We start from the raw sequence: 16,580 nt of genomic DNA on the forward strand, positions 1-16,580 counted from the left end.
GGTACTAGGTGAGCCGGGCGCTGTCGTCCCCCGGCGCGTCCAGGCCCGCCCAGCCGAGCAGCCGCTTCGCCAGCGCCGCGCCGCCCAGGTCCTCGGGCGCGACGACCAGGATCGTGTCGTCCCCGGCGATGGTGCCGACGATCTCGGGCAGGCCGGAACGGTCGAGCGCGCTGGCCAGGAACTGCGCGGCCCCGGGCGGGGTGCGCAGCACGACCAGGTTCCCGGAGGAGGTGGCGCCGGTGGCCAGTTCGCGCAGGAGCCGGACCAGGCGCGCGGAGGCCTGCTCGGACGGCCGGAGCGCCGGGTTGCCGTCCTCGGGGATCATGTACGCAGCGTGCCCCGAGCCGCCGCGCACCTTCACCGCGCCCATCTCGTCGAGGTCGCGGGACAGGGTCGCCTGGGTGACGACCACCCCGTCGGCGGCGAGGAGTTCGGCGAGTTCGGTCTGCGAGCGCACCTGGTGCTCGCGGATCAGCGCCGCGATCCACGCGTGCCGGGCGGTCTTGGAGATAGCCGTGGTCATCGGTTCACCAGCCAGGAGAGGAGGGCCTGTTGCGCGTACAACCTATTGGTCGCCTGCTCGAAGACCGCACTCGCTGGGCCGTCCATGGCCTCGTCGGTGATCTCCTCGCCCCGGTGGGCGGGGAGGCAGTGCAGGGTGATGACGCCGGGGGCGGCGAGTTTGATGAGTTCCTCGTTGACCTGGTACGGCCAGAACGGGGTGCGCCGGTCCTTGCCGTCGTCCTCCTGGCCCATCGAGGTCCAGGCGTCGGTGGCGAGCACGTCCGCGCCGGCGGCGGCCTCGCGCGCGTCCCGGAACAGGGCCACGGAGCCGCCGGTGGTGGCCGCGATCCGCTCCGCCTTCGCCACGATCTCGGGGTCGGGGTCGAAGCCCTCGGGGGACGCGATCCGCACGTGCGCCCCGGCGGTGGCGCCGGCGAGCAGGTAGGAGTGGGACATGTTGTTGGCCCCGTCGCCCAGGTACACCAGGGTGACGCCCTGGGTCTGGCCGAAGTTCTCCGTGATGGTCAGCAGGTCCGCGAGCAGCTGGCAGGGGTGGAACCCGTCGGTGAGCGCGTTGACCACGGGGACGCTCGCGCCGGCCGCGAGGGCCGCGATCCGTTCGTCGCCGAAGGTGCGGATCACGATCGCGTCGGCGTAGGAGGACAGCACCTTCGCGGCGTCGCCCATCGTCTCGCCCCGGCCGAAGTGGGTGCTGCCGCCGTCCACGATGACCGGGTGCGCGCCGAGCCCGGCGATCCCGGCCTCGAAGGACACCCGGGTGCGCAGCGAGGGCTTCTCGAACACGACGACCACGGTCTTGTCGACCAGGGTCTTCATCCGGAACCGCTTGAGCGAGCCCGCGATGGACAGCACCTCGGCCTGCTCGGCGGGGCTGAGGTCGTCGTCGCGGAGGAAGTGCCGGATCATGACGGCCACGCCTCGATCAGGGCGTCGACCTGGTCCTCGCCGATGTTCAGCGCCGGGGCGAGCCGGATGACGTCGGGCTGCACCGGGTTGACGAGGAAACCCTTGTCCTGGAGCCCCTTCGCGTTGTCGGCCGCGCCGTCGCCGACGACGCCCAGCAGCAGGCCCGCGCCCCGGACCGTGCCCGGCAGGCCGTCGCGGAGCCGCTCCCCCATGGCCTTGGTGTGCTCCAGCAGCCCCTCGGCCTCGATGGTGGCGAGAACCGCGAGCGCGGCGGCGCACGCGATGGGGTTACCTCCGAAGGTGCTGCCGTGCCCACCCGGCCCGATGAGCTCGGCGGCACCTCCGAAGGCGATCGTGGCCCCGATGGGCAGTCCGCCGCCGAGCGCCTTGGCGAGGGTGATCACGTCGGGCGCGACGCCCTCGGCCTGGCAGGCGAACCAGTGGCCGGTCCGGCCGATGCCGGTCTGGATCTCGTCGACGACGAGCAGCGCGCCGTGCCGGGCGGTGATCTCCCGGGCGGCGGCCAGGTACCCGGCGGGCGGGACGACCACGCCCATCTCGCCCTGGATGGGCTCCAGGATCAGCATGGCGGTGTCGGGACCGACGGCGGCTTCCAGGGCCGCCACGGAGCCGTAGGGCACGTGCGTGACGTGTCCGGGCAGCGGCCGGAACGGGTCGGACTTGGCCGGCTGGCCGGTGAGGGCGAGCGCGCCCATCGTCCGGCCGTGGAACGCGCCCACGGTGGCGACGACGCCGGTGCGGCCGGTCTTCCGGGACAGCTTGAACGCGGCCTCGTTGGCCTCCGCGCCGGAGTTGGCGAAGTAGACGGCGCCCTGCCGGCCGGTGAGCGCGAGGAGCTTCTCGGCGAGTTCGACGGCGGTGGGGTGCGCGTACAGGTTGGAGACGTGCCCGAGCGTGCGGATCTGCCGGGACACGGCCTCCACGACGGCCGGGTGCGCGTGGCCGAGGGCGTTGACGGCGATCCCGCCGACGAAGTCCACATAGGTGCGGCCGTCCTCGGCGGTGAGCACGGAGCCCGCGCCGGAGACGAGGCCGAGGGACGGGCCGCCGTACGTACCCATGATGGCGGTGTTGAACCGGTCCACGAGAGTCATGACTGCACCACCATGGTTCCGCTGCCTTCCGAGGTGAGGAGTTCGAGGAGGATCGAGTGCGGGGCGCGGCCGTCGATGACGTGCGCCTCGGGCACCCCGGCGCGCACGGCCCGCAGGCAGGCCTCCATCTTCGGCAGCATGCCGGTCTCCAGCGTCGGGAGCAGCTTCTCCAGCTGGTCGGCCGTGAGCTGGCGGATCAGGCTGGCGCGGTCGGGCCAGTCGGCGTAGAGACCCTCGACGTCGGTCATCATGACGAGCTTGCGGGCGTCGAGCGCGGCGGCCAGGGCCCCGGCGGCGGTGTCGGCGTTGAGGTTGTGCACCACGCCGTCCGCGTCGGGGGCGAGGGTGGAGATGACGGGGATCCGGCCGACGCCGAGCGCGTCGAACACCCAGTCGGGGTTGACCTCGGCGACGTCGCCGACGAGGCCGAGCGCGGGGTCGCGGCAGACGGCGGTGAGCAGCCCGCCGTCCTCGCCGGAGCCGCCGACGGCCAGCGGGCCGTGCGCGTTGATCAGGCCGACGATCTCCCGGTTGACCTGGCCGACGAGCACCATCCGGGCCACGTCGAGCACCTCGGGGGTGGTGACCCGCAGGCCGTCGCGGAACTCCGTGGCGATGTTGAGCCGCTTGAGCATGGCCGAGATCTGCGGGCCGCCGCCGTGCACGACGACGGGCCGCAGCCCGGCCTGGCGCAGCAGCACCATGTCGGCCGCGAACGACGCCTGCAGCAGCGGGTCGACCATGGCGTTGCCGCCGTACTTGACCACCACCACCGCGTCCCGCAGCCGCCCGAGCCAGGGCAGCGCCTCGGCGAGGACGGCCGCCTTGGTGTCCCGGGGGATCATGACGAGTAGGCCGAGTTCTCGTGCACGTACGCCACGGACAGGTCGTTGGTCAGGACCGTGGCCCGCGCGTCGCCGGCCCCGAGGTCGACGGTGATGGTGATGGCCCGCCCCGACAGGTCGACCTTGGACCGGTCCTCGGCCGCCGCGCCGTTCCGGCAGATCCACACGCCGTTCATGGCGACGTCGAGGCTGTCGGCGTCGAACAGGGCGTCGGTGGTGCCGATCGCGGCGAGCACCCGGCCCCAGTTGGGGTCGTTGCCGTACAGCGCGCACTTGAGCAGGTTGTTGCGCGCGATGGACCGGCCGACGGTGACCGCGTCGTCCTCGGAGTCGGCGCCCTGCACGTCGATCGTGATGTCCTTCGTGGACCCCTCGGCGTCGGACAGCAGCTGCGCGGCCAGGTCGGCGCACGCGGCCGTCACGGCGACGGTGAGTTCCTCGACGGTCGGCTGGATGCCGGAGGCCCCCGAGGCCATCAGCAGCACGGTGTCGTTGGTCGACATGCAACCGTCGGAGTCGAGCCGGTCGAACGTGACCCGGGTGGCCTCCCGCAGCGCCTCGTCGAGGTCGGAGGAGCCGACGACCGCGTCGGTGGTGAGCACGACGAGCATGGTGGCCAGGGACGGGGCGAGCATGCCGGCGCCCTTGGCCATCCCGCCGACCGTGTACCCGTCGCCGGTGACGGTGACCGTCTTCGGCTTCGTGTCGGTGGTCATGATGGCCTCGGCGGCCTGCGCCCCGCCGTCGCGGGCGAGCGCCCGGGCGGCGCGGTCCAGGCCGGGGAGCAGCTTGTCCATCGGCAGGTGCTCGCCGATCAGGCCGGTGGAGCACACGACGACGTCGCCGGCGCCCATGCCGCCGAGCAGGGCCGCGACCCGTTCGGCGGTGGCGTGGGTGTCCTGGAAGCCCTTGGGGCCGGTGCAGGCGTTGGCCCCGCCGGAGTTGAGCACGACGGCGCGGGCCATCCGGGCCTTGAGGACCTGCTGGCTCCACAGCACCGGCGCGGCCTTGACCCGGTTGGCGGTGAACACGGCGGCGGCGGTGGCGTCGGGCCCGTCGTTGACGACGAGGGCCAGGTCGGCGGCTCCGGCGGCCTTGAGGCCGGCGGCGACGCCAGCGGCCCGGAAGCCCTTCGGCGCGGTAACCGTCATGGAGCTACTCCGTTGATCGGGAGACCGGTGGTCTCGGGCAGGCCGAGCATGAGGTTGGCGCACTGCACGGCCTGGCCGGCGGCGCCCTTGCCGAGGTTGTCGAGCGCGGAGGTGACGATGATCCGGCCGGAGTCCAGGTCCACGACGGCCTGGAGGTGCACGGAGTTGCTGCCGTAGGTCGCGGCCGTGTGCGGCTGCTGCCCCTTGGGCCGGACAAAGACGAAAGCCTCGTCCTGGTACGCCGCCAGCAGCACCGCCCGGACCTCGTCCTCGCTGACCCGGTGCATCGGCTTCGCGGTCACGGTCGCGAGGATGCCCCGGGGCATCGGGGCCAGGATCGGGGTCATGGACAGGCTGCGCGCGCCGGTGGCCTGCTTGATCTCGGGCACGTGCTGGTGCGCCCCGACCTTGTACCCGGTCAGGTCGCCCATCACCTCGCTGCCGAGCAGGTGCTTCTTCGCGGCGGTCCCCGCGCCGGACGTGCCGGAGGCGGCCACCACCACGACGTCGTCGGGGCTGGCGGTCCCGCTGGCGAGCAGCGGGTCGAGGGCCAGGATGATCGTGGCCGCGTAGCAGCCGGTGGCCGCGACCCGGTTCGACGCGCCGATCAGGCTCCGCTGGCCGGGCAGCTCCGGCAGCCCGTACGTCCAGGCGCCGGCGTGCGGGCCGCCGTAGTAGGCGGCCCACTGGGCGGGGTCGGTGAGCCGGTGGTCCGCGCCGAGGTCGACGACCTTGACGTCGGCCGGCAGCTGGGCGGCGAGCGCGCCGGACTGGCCGTGCGGCAGGGCGAGGAACACCAGGTCCGCGCCGGCGAGCGACTCGGCGGTGGTGGGGGCGAGCACCCGGTCGGCGAGGGTGGCCAGGTGCGGGTGCACCTCGGTTACCGTCGAACCGGCGGTGCCGTGCCCGGTGATCGCGGCCAGCTCGAACTCGGGGTGGCTGGCGAGCAGGCGCAGCAGCTCACCGCCGGCGTACCCACTCGCGCCGGCCACGGCGACCCGGAACCCCACGACCCATCACCTCCCGCATGTCTATGCAGAGAACCGTATCACAATACGGAGGACTGCATAATGTGACGGGGCACTCAGTACGGCGCAGAGTGCCCGGGGGTGGCCTCCCTCCAGCTTCCTCCGGGGAGGGCGGGCGGGCAGGCGTACCCGTCGAAAGGCCCTCGCGGGTTTCGGCCCCGGACAGGCCGATGGCCCGGTACCCCGATGACAGGGGTTCCGGGCCATCGGCGGAGTGCTACGCGCCCCGCAGGACCGCCCCGTGCCGCCGGACCGCCTCGGCCACCGCCGCGTCGCGCACCGCCACCGACTCCTCGCCGGTCAGGGTCCGGTCCAGCGCCCGCAGGGTCAGCTTGTAGGCCAGCGACTTGCGCCCCTCGCCCAACTGCTCCCCCTCGAACACGTCGAACAGTCGCAGCGACTCCAGCAGCTCCCCGGCACCGGCGGTCAACGCCTCGCCCAGGTCCGCCGCCGGCACCGCGTTCTCCACGACCAGGGCGACATCGATCAGAGCCGGCGGGTACGTCGACACGGTCGGCGCCCCCGGAGCCCCCGGCAACGGCAGCGCGTCGAGCTCCAGCTCCATCGCGCAGGTCCGCTTCGGCAGCTCCAGCGCCGCGCACACCGCCGGGTGCAGCTCACCGGCGTGCCCGACGAGCGTGTCCCCGACATACAGCGCGGCACACCGCCCCGGGTGCCACGGCGCGTACTGCGCCGCGCGCACCGTCACCGGCGCGCCCGCCGCGTCCGCGACGATCCGGGCGGCCTCGACCGCGTCCGCCCAGTTCCCGGCACGGCCCTTGCCCCACCAGCCGGTCGGCTCGACCTCGCCGCTGAGCACGGCCGCGACCCGCCACGGCTGGGCCGGCAGCAGGGCGTCGACGGCGGCGAGCTCCTCGGCCGACGGCCGGGCACCCACCCCCAGCTCCGGCGAGGGCCGACCGGCGGCGGCCGACGGGTGGAACACCCGGCCGACCTCGAACAGCGCCAGGTCCCGGTTGCCCCGGCCCAGGTTGCGGGTCAGCGCCGCCAGCAGCGGGGGCAGCAGCGTGGTCCGCATCAGCGGCTCCTCGTCGCTGATCGGGTTGCGCAGCGCCACCGCGGACCGGCGCGGGTCGTCGGCGTCCAGCCCGAACGCCTCGGCGAAGTCCGCACCGACGAACGGGTAGTTCTGCACCTCCACGTACCCGGCCTCGGCCAGGGTCCGGCCCACGGAACGGCGGCGGCGCTGCTCGGCGCTGAGCCCCCGGCCCCCGGGCGGCGCGCTGGGCAGCACGCTGGCGACCTGGTCGTACCCGTGCAGCCGGACGACCTCCTCGGTCAGGTCCGCCGGGTCGGTCAGGTCCGGGCGCCAGCTCGGCGGGACGACCCGCAGCGCGCTGTTGTCCTCGACCGCGCAGCCGACCTGTTCGAGCAGCCGGACGACCGCCGCGCGGGTGTAGTCCACTCCGGACACCCGGTTGGGCAGGTCGGCGGCCATCGTGATCGGGGCGCGGGGCAGCAGGTGGTCCACGTCGCCGATCGCCTCGTCGGGCACCCCGCCGCCGTACTCCACCAGCAGCGACACCGCCCGCTCGATCGCGACCAGGGGCAGCTGCGGGTCCACGCCGCGCTCGAAGCGCTTGGACGCCTCGCTCGGCAGCTTGTGCCGGCGGGCCGCCCGGGCCACCGTCACCGGGTCCCAGTGCGCGGCCTCGAACAGCACGTTCACCGTCGCGTCCGACACCTCGGTCGACGCGCCGCCCATGATCGCGGCCAGCGAGACCACGCCACCGGCGCTGTCACCCGCGAGCGGGCTGGGCAGGCCGGAGTCGGCGATCACCAGGTCCTCGGCGTCGAGCTTGCGGGTCACCCCGTCCAGGGTCACCAGGGTCTCCCCCGGCATCGCCCGGCGCACGACGAGGCCGCCCCGGACGCTGTCGGCGTCGAAGGCGTGCATCGGCTGCCCGAGGTCCATCATCACGTAGTTGGTGATGTCCACCGCGAGCGAGATCGGCCGGACACCCGCGTGCACCAGCCGGGTCGTCAGCCACCCCGGCGACGGCCGGGTCGGGTCCACCCCGCGCACCACCCGGGTGCCGAACCGGTCGCAGCCCACCGTGTCGCGCACCGTCACCGACACCGGCTCGCCGCGCCCGCCGGGGGCCTTCGCCAGGCCCGGGTCGCGGAAGTCCACGCCCAGCGCGCCGGCCAGCTCCCGGGCGATGCCCCGGGCCGAGAAGCAGTAGCCCCGGTCCGGGGTGATCGCCAGCTCGACGACGACCTCGTCCAGGCCGACGACCGGCCGGGCGTCCTGGCCGATCCTGTCCGCCAGGTCGGGCGACAGCACGATGATGCCGTCGTGGTCGTCGCCCAGCCCCAGTTCGCGGGCGGAGCAGATCATGCCGTGCGACATCCGGCCGTACGTCTTGCGCGCGCCCACGGCGAAGTCGCCCGGCAGCACGCCGCCCGGCCGGATCACCACGACGAGGTCGCCCTCGGCGAAGTTGCGCGCGCCGCACACGATGCTGGTGGGCTCGGCCTCGCCGACGTCGACCATGCAGTACCGGATGGGCTTCTTGAACTCGGTCAGTTCCTCGATCGACAGCACCCGGGCCACGACCAGCGGCCCCTGGACCGCCGCGCCCAGGTCGGACAGCTCCTCGACCTCCAGGCCCACGCTGACGAGGGCCTTCTCCAGCTCGTCGGCGGTGATGCCCGCCGGGATGTCGGCGTGCTCGCGCAGCCACGACAGCGAGATCCGCATGTCAGACCTCCATTCCGTAGGCGCGGGTGAACCGGACGTCGCCCTCGATCATGTGCCGCATGTCGGCGATCCCCGAGCGGAACATCAGGGTGCGCTCGATGCCCATGCCGAACGCGAAGCCCGAGTACACCTCGGGGTCGATGCCGCAGGACCGCAGCACCCGGGGGTTGACCATGCCGCAGCCGCCCCACTCGACCCAGCGCGGGCCGTCGCGGTGCTGCGGGAACCACAGGTCCATCTCGGCGGACGGCTCGGTGAACGGGAAGTACGACGGCCGCAGCCGGGTCCGCGCCTCGGGACCGAACATCGCGCGCGCGAAGTGGTCCAGCGTCCCCTTCAGGTGCGCCATCGTGATGCCCTTGTCCACGACCAGACCCTCGAACTGCGAGAACACCGGGGTGTGCGTCGCGTCGAGCTCGTCGGTGCGGTAGGTGCGCCCCGGGGCCACGATGTAGATCGGCGGCTCCTGGCCGAGCATCGTGCGGATCTGCACGCTGGACGTGTGCGGACGCAGGATCAGCTCGGGCGCGTCCACGTGGAACGTGTCCATCATCGTGCGCGCCGGGTGGTCCTTGTGGATGTTCAGCGCGTCGAAGCCGAACCAGGTGTGCTCGACGTCGGGCCCCTCGGCCACCTCGAAGCCCATCCCGACGAACAGGTCCTGGACCCGCTCGGACAGGGTGGTCAGCGGGTGCCGGGCCCCGCGCGGCCGCCGGTCGTACGGCAGCGTCACGTCCACGGTCTCCTCGACCAGGGCGCGGCGGTCCCGCTCGGCGACCAGCTCGACCTCCCGCGCCTCGTACGCGGCCTTCACGGCCTGGGCGGCGGCGTTGACCCGCTTGCCCGCGTCGGACTTGGCGGCCGGCGGCAGGGCGCCGATCTCCCGGCGGGCCAGCGAGACCGGGGACCGGTCACCGAGGTGCAGGTGCTTGCCCGCCGCCAGCGCGTCGAGGTCACCCGCCTCCGCGAACGCCTTCTCCGCCGAGGCGACGGCCTCGGCGAGCGCGGCCGGATCGAGCAGGGCGACCTGCTTGGGGTCGTAAGGATCATTGCGGTAGGTCATGACACTCCCAGAAGACTGCGACGGAAGGAGTCTAGGCGGGTACCGCGCCGGGCTTGGAGCCGGCGGGGCGGGGCGGGCCGGGGCGCATCGTGCTCCGGGTCACACCCCGGGCCGGGTCCCTGGTCGGGGATCGTCCCGCGTCGGGTCGGGGCACGGCACGCCCGGGCGGCACCCGGAAACGGCCTGGAGGGGTCGCGCGGCTGGGCCGCAGCCCGCCGATGTCAGGGGAGGTCCGGGACTACGCCCGGAGCCCGCGCACGGCGGGCCGGCTAAACAGGTTCATGAAGCGGCCTCCTTCCGGCGCTGGTGACTCGCTGAAGCATACAGACACACCGCCGCGGCGGCAGCCAGGTTCAGGCTCTCCGCCCGGCCGTGCACGGGCACCCGGACCCGGGCGTCGGCGGCCTCCAGGAGTTCCGGGGGCAGGCCGTGCGCCTCGCTGCCGAACAGCCAGGCGGTGGGCGCCGCCAGCCGGCCACCGTCGGCCAGGTCGTCGAGGTTCTCCGCGCCGTAGCCGGTGGTGGCGAACACCTGGAGCCCGGCGGCCTGGAGCGCGGTGACGGCCTCCAGCGGGGAGCAGCCCCGGACCACGTCGACGTGGAACAGGCTGCCGGCCGTGGAGCGGACGCACTTGCCGTTGTACGGGTCCACGCTCGCGTCCGTGAACAGCACCGCCCCGGCGCCGGCCGCGTCGGCGGTCCGCAGCACGGTACCCGCGTTGCCGGGGTCGCGGATCTCGGCGAGGACGGCGACGAGCCGGGGGGCGGGGTCGAGCGCGGCGGCGAGCGGGACGTCGACGTAGGAGCAGACGGCCACGACGCCCTGGGGCTGCACGGTCTCGGTGAGGGAGGCCAGGCCGGCGTCGGTGACGAGGGAGACCCGGGTGCCGGGCAGGTCGCCGCCCGGGGCGGCGTCGAGCCCGAGCCGCTCCAGCCCGGCGGCGGTGCCGAACAGCTCCACGACCACCCCGGCCGTGAGCGCCTCGCGCACCGCCTGCGGCCCCTCGGCGAGGAACTGCCGCACACCGTCGGCGTGCCGGCGGCGGAGCAGTTTGCGGGCAGCAGTAACCCGGGGGGTCCGCTCAGTGAACGGAGTCCCCCCGGGTGTCGTCATGCTGGTGATCAGGCGGCCTTGGCGGCCTGCTGGGTCGGCGACGCCGCCCGGGCGACCTCGACGATGGCCGAGAACGCGACCGCGTCGTGCACGGCGATGTCGGCGAGGACCTTGCGGTCGACCTCGACACCGGCGAGGCGCATGCCCTCGATGAAGCGGTTGTAGGTCATCCCGTTCGCGCGCACGGCGGCGTTGATACGGGTGATCCACAGCTTGCGGAACTCGCCCTTGCGCTTCCGGCGGTCCCGGTAGGCGTAGGTCATCGAGTGGAGCATCTGCTCCTTGGCCTTGCGGTACAGCCGGGACCGCTGACCGCGGTAACCCTTCGCACCCTCAAGGATCGTACGACGCTTCTTGTGGGCGTTGACCGCCCTCTTAACGCGTGCCACGGGTCTACAAACTCCTCATGTTGCGGGCCCTCGCGTCGGCGAGGGGTGGGTAAGACGGTGAAGGGTTAGCGACCCAGCAGCTTCTTGACGCGCGGGAGGTCGGCCTTGGAGACCTCGACCGAGCGCGACAGGTCACGGGTCTCCTTGGAGGACTTGACCTCCAGCCGGTGACGGAGGCCGGCCTGCTGGCGCATGATCTTGCCGCTGCCGGTCACCTTCACTCGCTTACCCATGCCGCTGTGGCTCTTCTGCTTCGGCATCGATGTTCTCCCCTGGTGCTTAAAGAAAGATGGTTATTCGGTCGGCGTCGCGTCGGCTGTGGGGGCCTCGGCCTCGACCGGGGCGTCCACACCGAGCTCGTCGGTCTCGTCCTCGGAGCCCGACTTGATGGCGGCTGCCTTCACCGCGCGGTGCGGCGCGATAACCATGATCATGTTCCGCCCGTCCTGCTTAGGGGCGGATTCGACAAAACCCTGGTCCGTGATCTCCTCGGCGAGCTTGCGCAGCAGCCGGAAACCCAATTCCGGACGGCTCTGCTCACGGCCGCGGAACATGATGGTGACCTTGACCTTGTCTCCGGCCTTCAGGAACCTCACGACGTGACCCTTCTTGGTCTCGTAGTCGTGAATGTCGATCTTCGGGCGGAGCTTCATCTCCTTGATGACGGTCTGCTGCTGGTTCCGCCGAGCCTCACGCGCCTTCAGCGCGGCCTCGTACTTGAACTTGCCGTAGTCCATGAGCTTGCACACGGGTGGGCGAGCCATGGGTGCGACCTCGACCAGATCCAGGTCGACATCCGAAGCCAGCTGCAGTGCCTGCTCCAGCGGGACAATGCCCACCTGCTCACCCTGCGGACCGACCAAACGGACCTCTCGTGCGCGGATCTGCTCGTTAACGCGGACGTCGGCGCTGATGGGGCCTCCTCGAATCCATACCTAGTCAAGAGCGTCGGCCGCCAAACGCGAAAAGCCCCAGCGCATGCTGGGGCCCCACTGCCGATCGTGTGTCCATGGGAGGACACGAAAGTTAACCCCCAACTGTGGGGGCTATCTCTCTGACCGGACCCGGACGCCGTGGGCGACTCGGGTGGGAGCGGGGCTCCGCTTTGACTGCCGGCCGCTCGATCTACGGAGAACGAGAGGGACGGCGTGGTCGACTGAGCTAGCGTACCAGAGCGGCGGAGTGCAGTGCGCGCAGGCCACGGACCGCCTCGACGGCCCGGCCCTTGTCGGCGGCCTGCACCGCCATGATCGCGACCACCTCGTCGTCGACCAGCTCCAGGCTCGCCCACGGGTTGCCCTGGTCGAACCGGATCTCCCGGACCAGGTCCCACGGCAGCTCGTAGGAGCCGAAGAGGTTGCGGATCCGGATGCCCTCGGCGTCGGCCCGCACCCGGGGCCGGGTGAACCACAGGATCGCCACCGCGCCGAGCAGGCCCAGGACGATCATGGCCACCTGGTCGCCGACCCCGAACACGGCGACGCCCTCGCTCTGGCCGCGCAACCCGACCGCGACGACGGTGAAGATGACGGCCACCGCGACGGCGGCCGTCCAGCAGACGAACTTGACGCGGTAGGGCTGGGCGGTGATCACGGGACCGACCCTACAGCCCGGAACGCGGGGCACGGCGGTGGCATCGGCGGGGCCCCGGATGTCCGGCACCGGGCCGGGCGGCCGGCCCCGCGGTCAGAGCCGACCAGGCCGCCGGCCCGCGGTCAGAGCCGGCAGGCGTGGATGCTGGTCACCAGGATGCCCCGGGCCCCCAGCTCGTACAGCTCGTCCATGATCCGGTGCGAGTCGGCCAGCAGGACCATCGCCTGCACGGCCACCCAGCCCTCCCGGTGCAGCGGCGAGATCGTCGGCGACTCGATGCCCGGGGTGAGCGCGCACGCGTCCTCGAGCATGTCGGCGCGCACGTCGTAGGCGAGCATCACGTACCGGCGGGCGACGAGGACGCCCTGGAGGCGGCGGAGCAGCTGGGCGGTACCCCCGTTGGAGGCCGCGCCGTCCCGGCGGATCAGGATCGCCGTGCTCTCCAGCAGCGGCTCCCCGAACACCTCCAGGCCGGCCTGGCGCAGGGTGGCGCCGGTGGACACCACGTCGGCGATGACGTCGGCCACGCCGAGGCCGATCGCGTTCTCCACGGCGCCGTCGAGCCGGATCACCGTGGCGGTCTCGCCCTTGGCGTCCAGGTCGCGCTGGACCAGCTCCGGGTAGGAGGTGGCGATCCGCTGGCCGCCGAGCTGGGGCTTGGCGCCGATCCGGGTCGCGTACCGGAACGTGGAGCGGCCGAAGCCGAGGTCCAGCAGTTCCTCCGCGCCCGCGCCGGCCCCGTTGTCGCGGACCAGGTCCCGGCCGGTGATGCCGAGGTCGAGGTCGCCGGAGCTGACGTAGGTGGCGATGTCGCGGGGGCGCAGGTAGAAGAACTCGACGTCGTTGGCGACGTCCAGGCAGGTCAGGTCGCGTTCGGCGGGGCGCTGGCGGTAGCCGGCCTCGCGGAGCATCTCTTGGGCGGGGGCGGAGAGGCCACCCTTGTTGGGCAGGGCGATACGCAGCATTACAGAGTCCTTTGTCCGATTATGTACGGGGGAAAGGCTCAGAGATGTCGGTACACGTCCTTCAGCTCCAGGCCACAGGCGAGCATCAGCACCTGGGCGTGGTAGAGCAGCTGGGAGATCTCCTCGGCGGCCCGCTCGGGCCCCTCGTGCTCGGCGGCCATCCAGGACTCGGCGGCCTCCTCGACGACCTTCTTGCCGATCGTATGCACGCCGGCGTCCAGGGCGGCCACGGTCCCCGAGCCGGGGGTCCGGGCTGCGGCGGTCGCCGACAACTCCACGAACAGCTCCTCGAAGGTCTTCACCCGCCCGATTCTGCCAGCCGGCCGCCGCGCCCGCCGAGCGCCCCGCGCGCCGCCACATCCCGGGACACGACACCCCCTCGACCCCGAAGATCCACTTTCCGGGTACCGGTGGAGCCGCGCCCGCCTCCCCGCGCCCCCGACCGGGGCCGGACGGCCGTACCCCGCAGGTGACGCGTTCCCTGGTCAGGCGGTCGGGAGCCGTGCCGCCCGGCAGCCGCGGGAACCCGTACCCGTCGAGGCGGTCGCGCAATTCGGCCCGGGGTCCGGCCACCCGGCGCCGCTCCCGGACCCCGGACCCGGCCCCGCCCGGGAAAGTTGATCGAGGCGCAGCCCGGGCGCGCGGGGCCCGTTCGCCGTAATCTCGGTCACATGAACTCGCGTGCGGATGTCGTCATCGTCGGTTCGGGGCACAACGGGCTGGTCGCGGCGGTGATCCTCGCCCGGGCGGGGCTCGACGTCGTGGTCTGCGAGGCCGCGGCGGTGATCGGCGGGGCCACCCGGACCGAGCACCCGTTCCCGAAGGTGCCGGGCCTGGGCCACTCCACGGGGTCGTACCTGCTGGGCCTGATGCCCCCCGAGCTGCTGCACTCCCTGGACCTGCGCATCCCCACCCTGCGCCGCGAGCCGCACTACTTCCTCCCGACCCCGGGCGGCCCGGGGTCGCCGTACCTGCTGTTCGGGTCGGACGCCGCGCGGACGCGTACCCAGATGGCCGAGTTCTTCTCCCCCGCCGACGTGGCCGCCGACGAGGCGATGCAGGCGGAGCTGGCGCTGCTCCGCGAGGACCTGGCCCCGGCGTGGCTGGCCGAGCCCGGCTCGGTGGAGGAGACCGCCGAGCGCTACGTCCGCCCAGAACTGCGCGAGGTGTTCGTGAACCTGGTCCGGGGCTCGGTCGCCGACCACCTGGACCGCTTCGGCTTCGCCTCCGAGCTGCTGGTGTCGATGTACGCGGTCACCGACGGCCTCTCCGGCCTCAACGCCGGCCCCGACGACCCGGGCACGGGACACAACTTCCTGGTGCACAACATGTGCCGGCTGCCCGGCGCCGACGGCACGTGGATGATCGCGGCCGGCGGGATGGGCTCGGTGTCGCGGACGTTCGCGGAGGCGGCCGTGCGCGCGGGCGCCACGATCCGGACCGACGCGCGGGTCGCGAAGGTCGACACGGTCGGCGGCTCCGTGCGCGGGGTGGTGCTCGCCAACGGGGAGGAGATCGCGGCGTCGGTGGTGCTGGGCGCGTGCGACCCGTACCAGTTGATGACGCTCGCGGAGCTGCCCGTCGACCTGAGCATGCATATGGAGTCGGTGCGCCGGACCGGCACGACGCTCAAGGTGAACCTTGCGCTGCGCGACCTGCCGACGTTCGACTGCCTGCCGGAGGGCGAGCGCAGCCCGTTCGGCTCGACGATCCACCTGCTGCCCGGCTCCGACGGCTCGGGTTCCCCGATGGCGGAGCTGCGCCGGATGTGGGCGGACGTGCAGGCGGGCAAGCTGCCGGACGAGCCGACCATCGAGTGGTACGTGCACACCACCGTCGACCCGTCGCTCCAGGACGCCGACGGCCACCACTCCTCGGCCCTGTTCGTCCAGTCGGTGCCGTACTCCCCCGTCGACCCCGACTGGGACTCCTACGTGACCCACCTGCTGTCGATCTGCGACCGGTACGCCCCGGGCACGTCCGACCTGGTCGACGACGTGTTCGCGCTGACGCCGCGCGGGATCGAGGAGCACTTCGGGATCACCGGCGGGCACATCCACCACGTGGACAACACGGTGTCCTTCAGCGACCGGATGCCGTACGCGACGGGCGTCCCGGGCCTGTACGCCGGCAGCGCCGGATGCCATCCGGCGGGGAGTGTGATCGGGGCGGCGGGGCACAACGCGGCGAAGCGGATCCTGCGCGACCTGGGCCGCTAGCCCGGATCTGTGAGGTGGCCGAGCCGCGCTGGCCCGTTGCCCGCGTCCACACCAGACCCCACGGGTCCGCGCCGAGTTTCGACCGGCTGGCATTGCACAGAGTCGGATCCGTATCGCACATAGGTGCATGAGGTCGCAGCGCGAGGCGCAGTCGAAGAGCGGGATGTCCGGCACAGTCGCCGTGTTCAACTCGGTGGTGGTGGGCCTGGGCGGCCTGTACGCGAGTACCCGGTCGCTGACGGTGGTGGCCGTGGTCGGTGTCATAGCCGTGGCGATGGTGTACCTGGCGCGCCGGATCCACCGGCGAGGACGGAACGAGCTTTGAGGACCTCTTGCACGCCCGGCCGACGCCAGGGCACTACCTCGTAGACGAAGGGGGTGCGGGCGGCTTGGGTACCATCCACGACGGCTTTGACGAGCTCTACCGCCAGTTCTTCCCTCAACTGGTGGCGTACCTGGTGAAGATCGGGATGGGGCACGAGGCGGAGGACGCAGCACAGGAGACCATGGGCTTGGTATACCTGGGTTGGGACACTCTGGACCACCCGACGCGATGGGCCTATCGGGTCGCCTCCCGCACCGCGAGCCGCGCGCTACACCGCCGACGCGTCGGGCAGGACAAGGTGGCATTGTCGGTGGAGGGCGGCTGGTGCCCGATCGCGGACCCCGAACCCGACGGGGTCCTCGTCAAGGAATCGGAGCAGGAGTTGCTCGACCTCCTGCGGACGCTGCCCGTGCAACAGCGCAAGGTCATGGCCCTCCACCTCGACGGGCACCCTGACGAGGAGATCGCCGCGATCCTGCAGGTACGGACAGGAACAGTGCGGTCCCATCGCAGACATGCCCTCAACAGCCTGAGAACCTCGTTCACGGCGGCACATCGACCGGCTGGTGAACAGAACGAAGAAGGATCCGGCCCCGAAGAGAGGCGATCATGAACGGT

General features: G+C 72.4%; 18 protein-coding genes. 3 read left to right on the forward strand and 15 right to left on the reverse strand.

Going from position 1 to position 16,580, the window contains the following annotated elements:
• Positions 1-4: 4 nt before the first annotated feature.
• The 15 genes from AB0M43_RS36850 to AB0M43_RS36920 all read right to left on the reverse strand — a co-directional run bounded on the left by AB0M43_RS36850 (position 5) and on the right by AB0M43_RS36920 (position 13,720).
• Positions 5-523: an arginine repressor gene (locus AB0M43_RS36850; protein WP_363731869.1), complete on the reverse strand. Its 519-nt coding sequence runs from the start codon at positions 521-523 to the stop codon at positions 5-7.
• Entirely contained in the window at positions 520-1,431 is a 912-nt protein-coding gene (gene argF, locus AB0M43_RS36855; RefSeq protein WP_363731947.1) for an ornithine carbamoyltransferase, read from the reverse strand. The genes AB0M43_RS36850 and argF overlap by 4 nt, the downstream gene beginning before the upstream one ends.
• Positions 1,428-2,546 (reverse strand): acetylornithine transaminase, encoded by a 1,119-nt coding sequence (locus tag AB0M43_RS36860; RefSeq protein ID WP_363731870.1) that lies wholly within the window; start codon positions 2,544-2,546, stop codon positions 1,428-1,430. The genes argF and AB0M43_RS36860 overlap by 4 nt, the downstream gene beginning before the upstream one ends.
• A complete protein-coding gene (gene argB / locus AB0M43_RS36865) occupies positions 2,543-3,391 on the reverse strand; it encodes an acetylglutamate kinase (RefSeq protein ID WP_363731873.1) in 849 nt (282 codons plus the stop codon). The genes AB0M43_RS36860 and argB overlap by 4 nt, the downstream gene beginning before the upstream one ends.
• Positions 3,388-4,542 carry a bifunctional glutamate N-acetyltransferase/amino-acid acetyltransferase ArgJ gene (gene argJ / locus AB0M43_RS36870; RefSeq protein WP_363731874.1) on the reverse strand — a complete coding sequence of 385 codons (1,155 nt, stop codon included), beginning with the start codon at positions 4,540-4,542 and terminating at the stop codon, positions 3,388-3,390. The genes argB and argJ overlap by 4 nt, the downstream gene beginning before the upstream one ends.
• Positions 4,539-5,552 (reverse strand): N-acetyl-gamma-glutamyl-phosphate reductase, encoded by a 1,014-nt coding sequence (gene argC, locus AB0M43_RS36875; protein ID WP_363731876.1) that lies wholly within the window; start codon positions 5,550-5,552, stop codon positions 4,539-4,541. Before argC ends, argJ begins: the two co-directional genes overlap by 4 nt.
• Positions 5,553-5,787: 235 nt before the next feature.
• Positions 5,788-8,295, reverse strand: a complete 2,508-nt coding sequence (gene pheT, locus AB0M43_RS36880) for a phenylalanine--tRNA ligase subunit beta (RefSeq protein WP_363731879.1) — start codon at positions 8,293-8,295, stop codon at positions 5,788-5,790.
• Between the two features lies 1 nt (position 8,296).
• Entirely contained in the window at positions 8,297-9,358 is a 1,062-nt protein-coding gene (pheS, locus tag AB0M43_RS36885) for a phenylalanine--tRNA ligase subunit alpha (RefSeq protein WP_363731881.1), read from the reverse strand.
• Positions 9,359-9,637: 279 nt separating this feature from the next.
• The gene (locus AB0M43_RS36890) at positions 9,638-10,471 is read right to left on the reverse strand and encodes an RNA methyltransferase (RefSeq protein ID WP_363731884.1); all 834 of its coding nucleotides are present in this window, start codon (positions 10,469-10,471) and stop codon (positions 9,638-9,640) included.
• Between the two features lie 8 nt (positions 10,472-10,479).
• Positions 10,480-10,860: a 50S ribosomal protein L20 gene (gene rplT, locus AB0M43_RS36895; protein WP_363731887.1), complete on the reverse strand. Its 381-nt coding sequence runs from the start codon at positions 10,858-10,860 to the stop codon at positions 10,480-10,482.
• A gap of 65 nt (positions 10,861-10,925) precedes the next feature.
• The gene (gene rpmI / locus AB0M43_RS36900) at positions 10,926-11,120 is read right to left on the reverse strand and encodes a 50S ribosomal protein L35 (RefSeq protein WP_363731889.1); all 195 of its coding nucleotides are present in this window, start codon (positions 11,118-11,120) and stop codon (positions 10,926-10,928) included.
• A 33-nt stretch (positions 11,121-11,153) separates the two neighbouring features.
• Positions 11,154-11,774: a translation initiation factor IF-3 gene (gene infC / locus AB0M43_RS36905; RefSeq protein WP_363731950.1), complete on the reverse strand. Its 621-nt coding sequence runs from the start codon at positions 11,772-11,774 to the stop codon at positions 11,154-11,156.
• Positions 11,775-12,021: 247 nt separating this feature from the next.
• A complete protein-coding gene (locus tag AB0M43_RS36910; RefSeq protein WP_363731891.1) occupies positions 12,022-12,453 on the reverse strand; it encodes a PH domain-containing protein in 432 nt (143 codons plus the stop codon).
• A 122-nt stretch (positions 12,454-12,575) separates the two neighbouring features.
• Entirely contained in the window at positions 12,576-13,418 is an 843-nt protein-coding gene (hisG, locus tag AB0M43_RS36915) for an ATP phosphoribosyltransferase (RefSeq protein ID WP_363731893.1), read from the reverse strand.
• Between the two features lie 38 nt (positions 13,419-13,456).
• Positions 13,457-13,720 carry a phosphoribosyl-ATP diphosphatase gene (locus AB0M43_RS36920; RefSeq protein ID WP_363731896.1) on the reverse strand — a complete coding sequence of 88 codons (264 nt, stop codon included), beginning with the start codon at positions 13,718-13,720 and terminating at the stop codon, positions 13,457-13,459.
• Between the two features lie 369 nt (positions 13,721-14,089).
• Between AB0M43_RS36920 and AB0M43_RS36925 the strand changes: the two genes are divergently transcribed.
• From AB0M43_RS36925 to AB0M43_RS36935, 3 genes are all read left to right on the forward strand, one after another.
• Positions 14,090-15,637 (forward strand): NAD(P)/FAD-dependent oxidoreductase, encoded by a 1,548-nt coding sequence (locus tag AB0M43_RS36925; protein WP_363731899.1) that lies wholly within the window; start codon positions 14,090-14,092, stop codon positions 15,635-15,637.
• A gap of 127 nt (positions 15,638-15,764) precedes the next feature.
• A complete protein-coding gene (locus tag AB0M43_RS36930) occupies positions 15,765-15,962 on the forward strand; it encodes a hypothetical protein (RefSeq protein WP_363731902.1) in 198 nt (65 codons plus the stop codon).
• A 64-nt stretch (positions 15,963-16,026) separates the two neighbouring features.
• Entirely contained in the window at positions 16,027-16,575 is a 549-nt protein-coding gene (locus AB0M43_RS36935) for a sigma-70 family RNA polymerase sigma factor (RefSeq protein WP_363731904.1), read from the forward strand.
• The last annotated feature ends 5 nt before the right edge of the window (positions 16,576-16,580 follow it).

It is taken from the genome of Longispora sp. NPDC051575 (genome assembly GCF_040681875.1).
GTDB lineage: Bacteria > Actinomycetota > Actinomycetes > Mycobacteriales > Micromonosporaceae > Longispora.

Bases quoted from the DNA above. Each gene is read 5' to 3' on its own strand.
- AB0M43_RS36925 (WP_363731899.1), top strand. From the start codon at position 14,090: ATGAACTCGCGTGCGGATGTCGTCATCGTCGGTTCGGGGCACAACGGG.
- argJ (WP_363731874.1), bottom strand. From the start codon at position 4,542: ATGACGGTTACCGCGCCGAAGGGCTTCCGGGCCGCTGGCGTCGCCGCC.
- AB0M43_RS36860 (WP_363731870.1), bottom strand. From the start codon at position 2,546: ATGACTCTCGTGGACCGGTTCAACACCGCCATCATGGGTACGTACGGC.
- rpmI (WP_363731889.1), bottom strand. From the start codon at position 11,120: ATGCCGAAGCAGAAGAGCCACAGCGGCATGGGTAAGCGAGTGAAGGTG.
- AB0M43_RS36890 (WP_363731884.1), bottom strand. From the start codon at position 10,471: ATGACGACACCCGGGGGGACTCCGTTCACTGAGCGGACCCCCCGGGTT.
- pheS (WP_363731881.1), bottom strand. From the start codon at position 9,358: ATGACCTACCGCAATGATCCTTACGACCCCAAGCAGGTCGCCCTGCTC.
- hisG (WP_363731893.1), bottom strand. From the start codon at position 13,418: ATGCTGCGTATCGCCCTGCCCAACAAGGGTGGCCTCTCCGCCCCCGCC.
- argF (WP_363731947.1), bottom strand. From the start codon at position 1,431: ATGATCCGGCACTTCCTCCGCGACGACGACCTCAGCCCCGCCGAGCAG.
- pheT (WP_363731879.1), bottom strand. From the start codon at position 8,295: ATGCGGATCTCGCTGTCGTGGCTGCGCGAGCACGCCGACATCCCGGCG.
- AB0M43_RS36850 (WP_363731869.1), bottom strand. From the start codon at position 523: ATGACCACGGCTATCTCCAAGACCGCCCGGCACGCGTGGATCGCGGCG.
- argB (WP_363731873.1), bottom strand. From the start codon at position 3,391: ATGATCCCCCGGGACACCAAGGCGGCCGTCCTCGCCGAGGCGCTGCCC.
- AB0M43_RS36930 (WP_363731902.1), top strand. From the start codon at position 15,765: ATGAGGTCGCAGCGCGAGGCGCAGTCGAAGAGCGGGATGTCCGGCACA.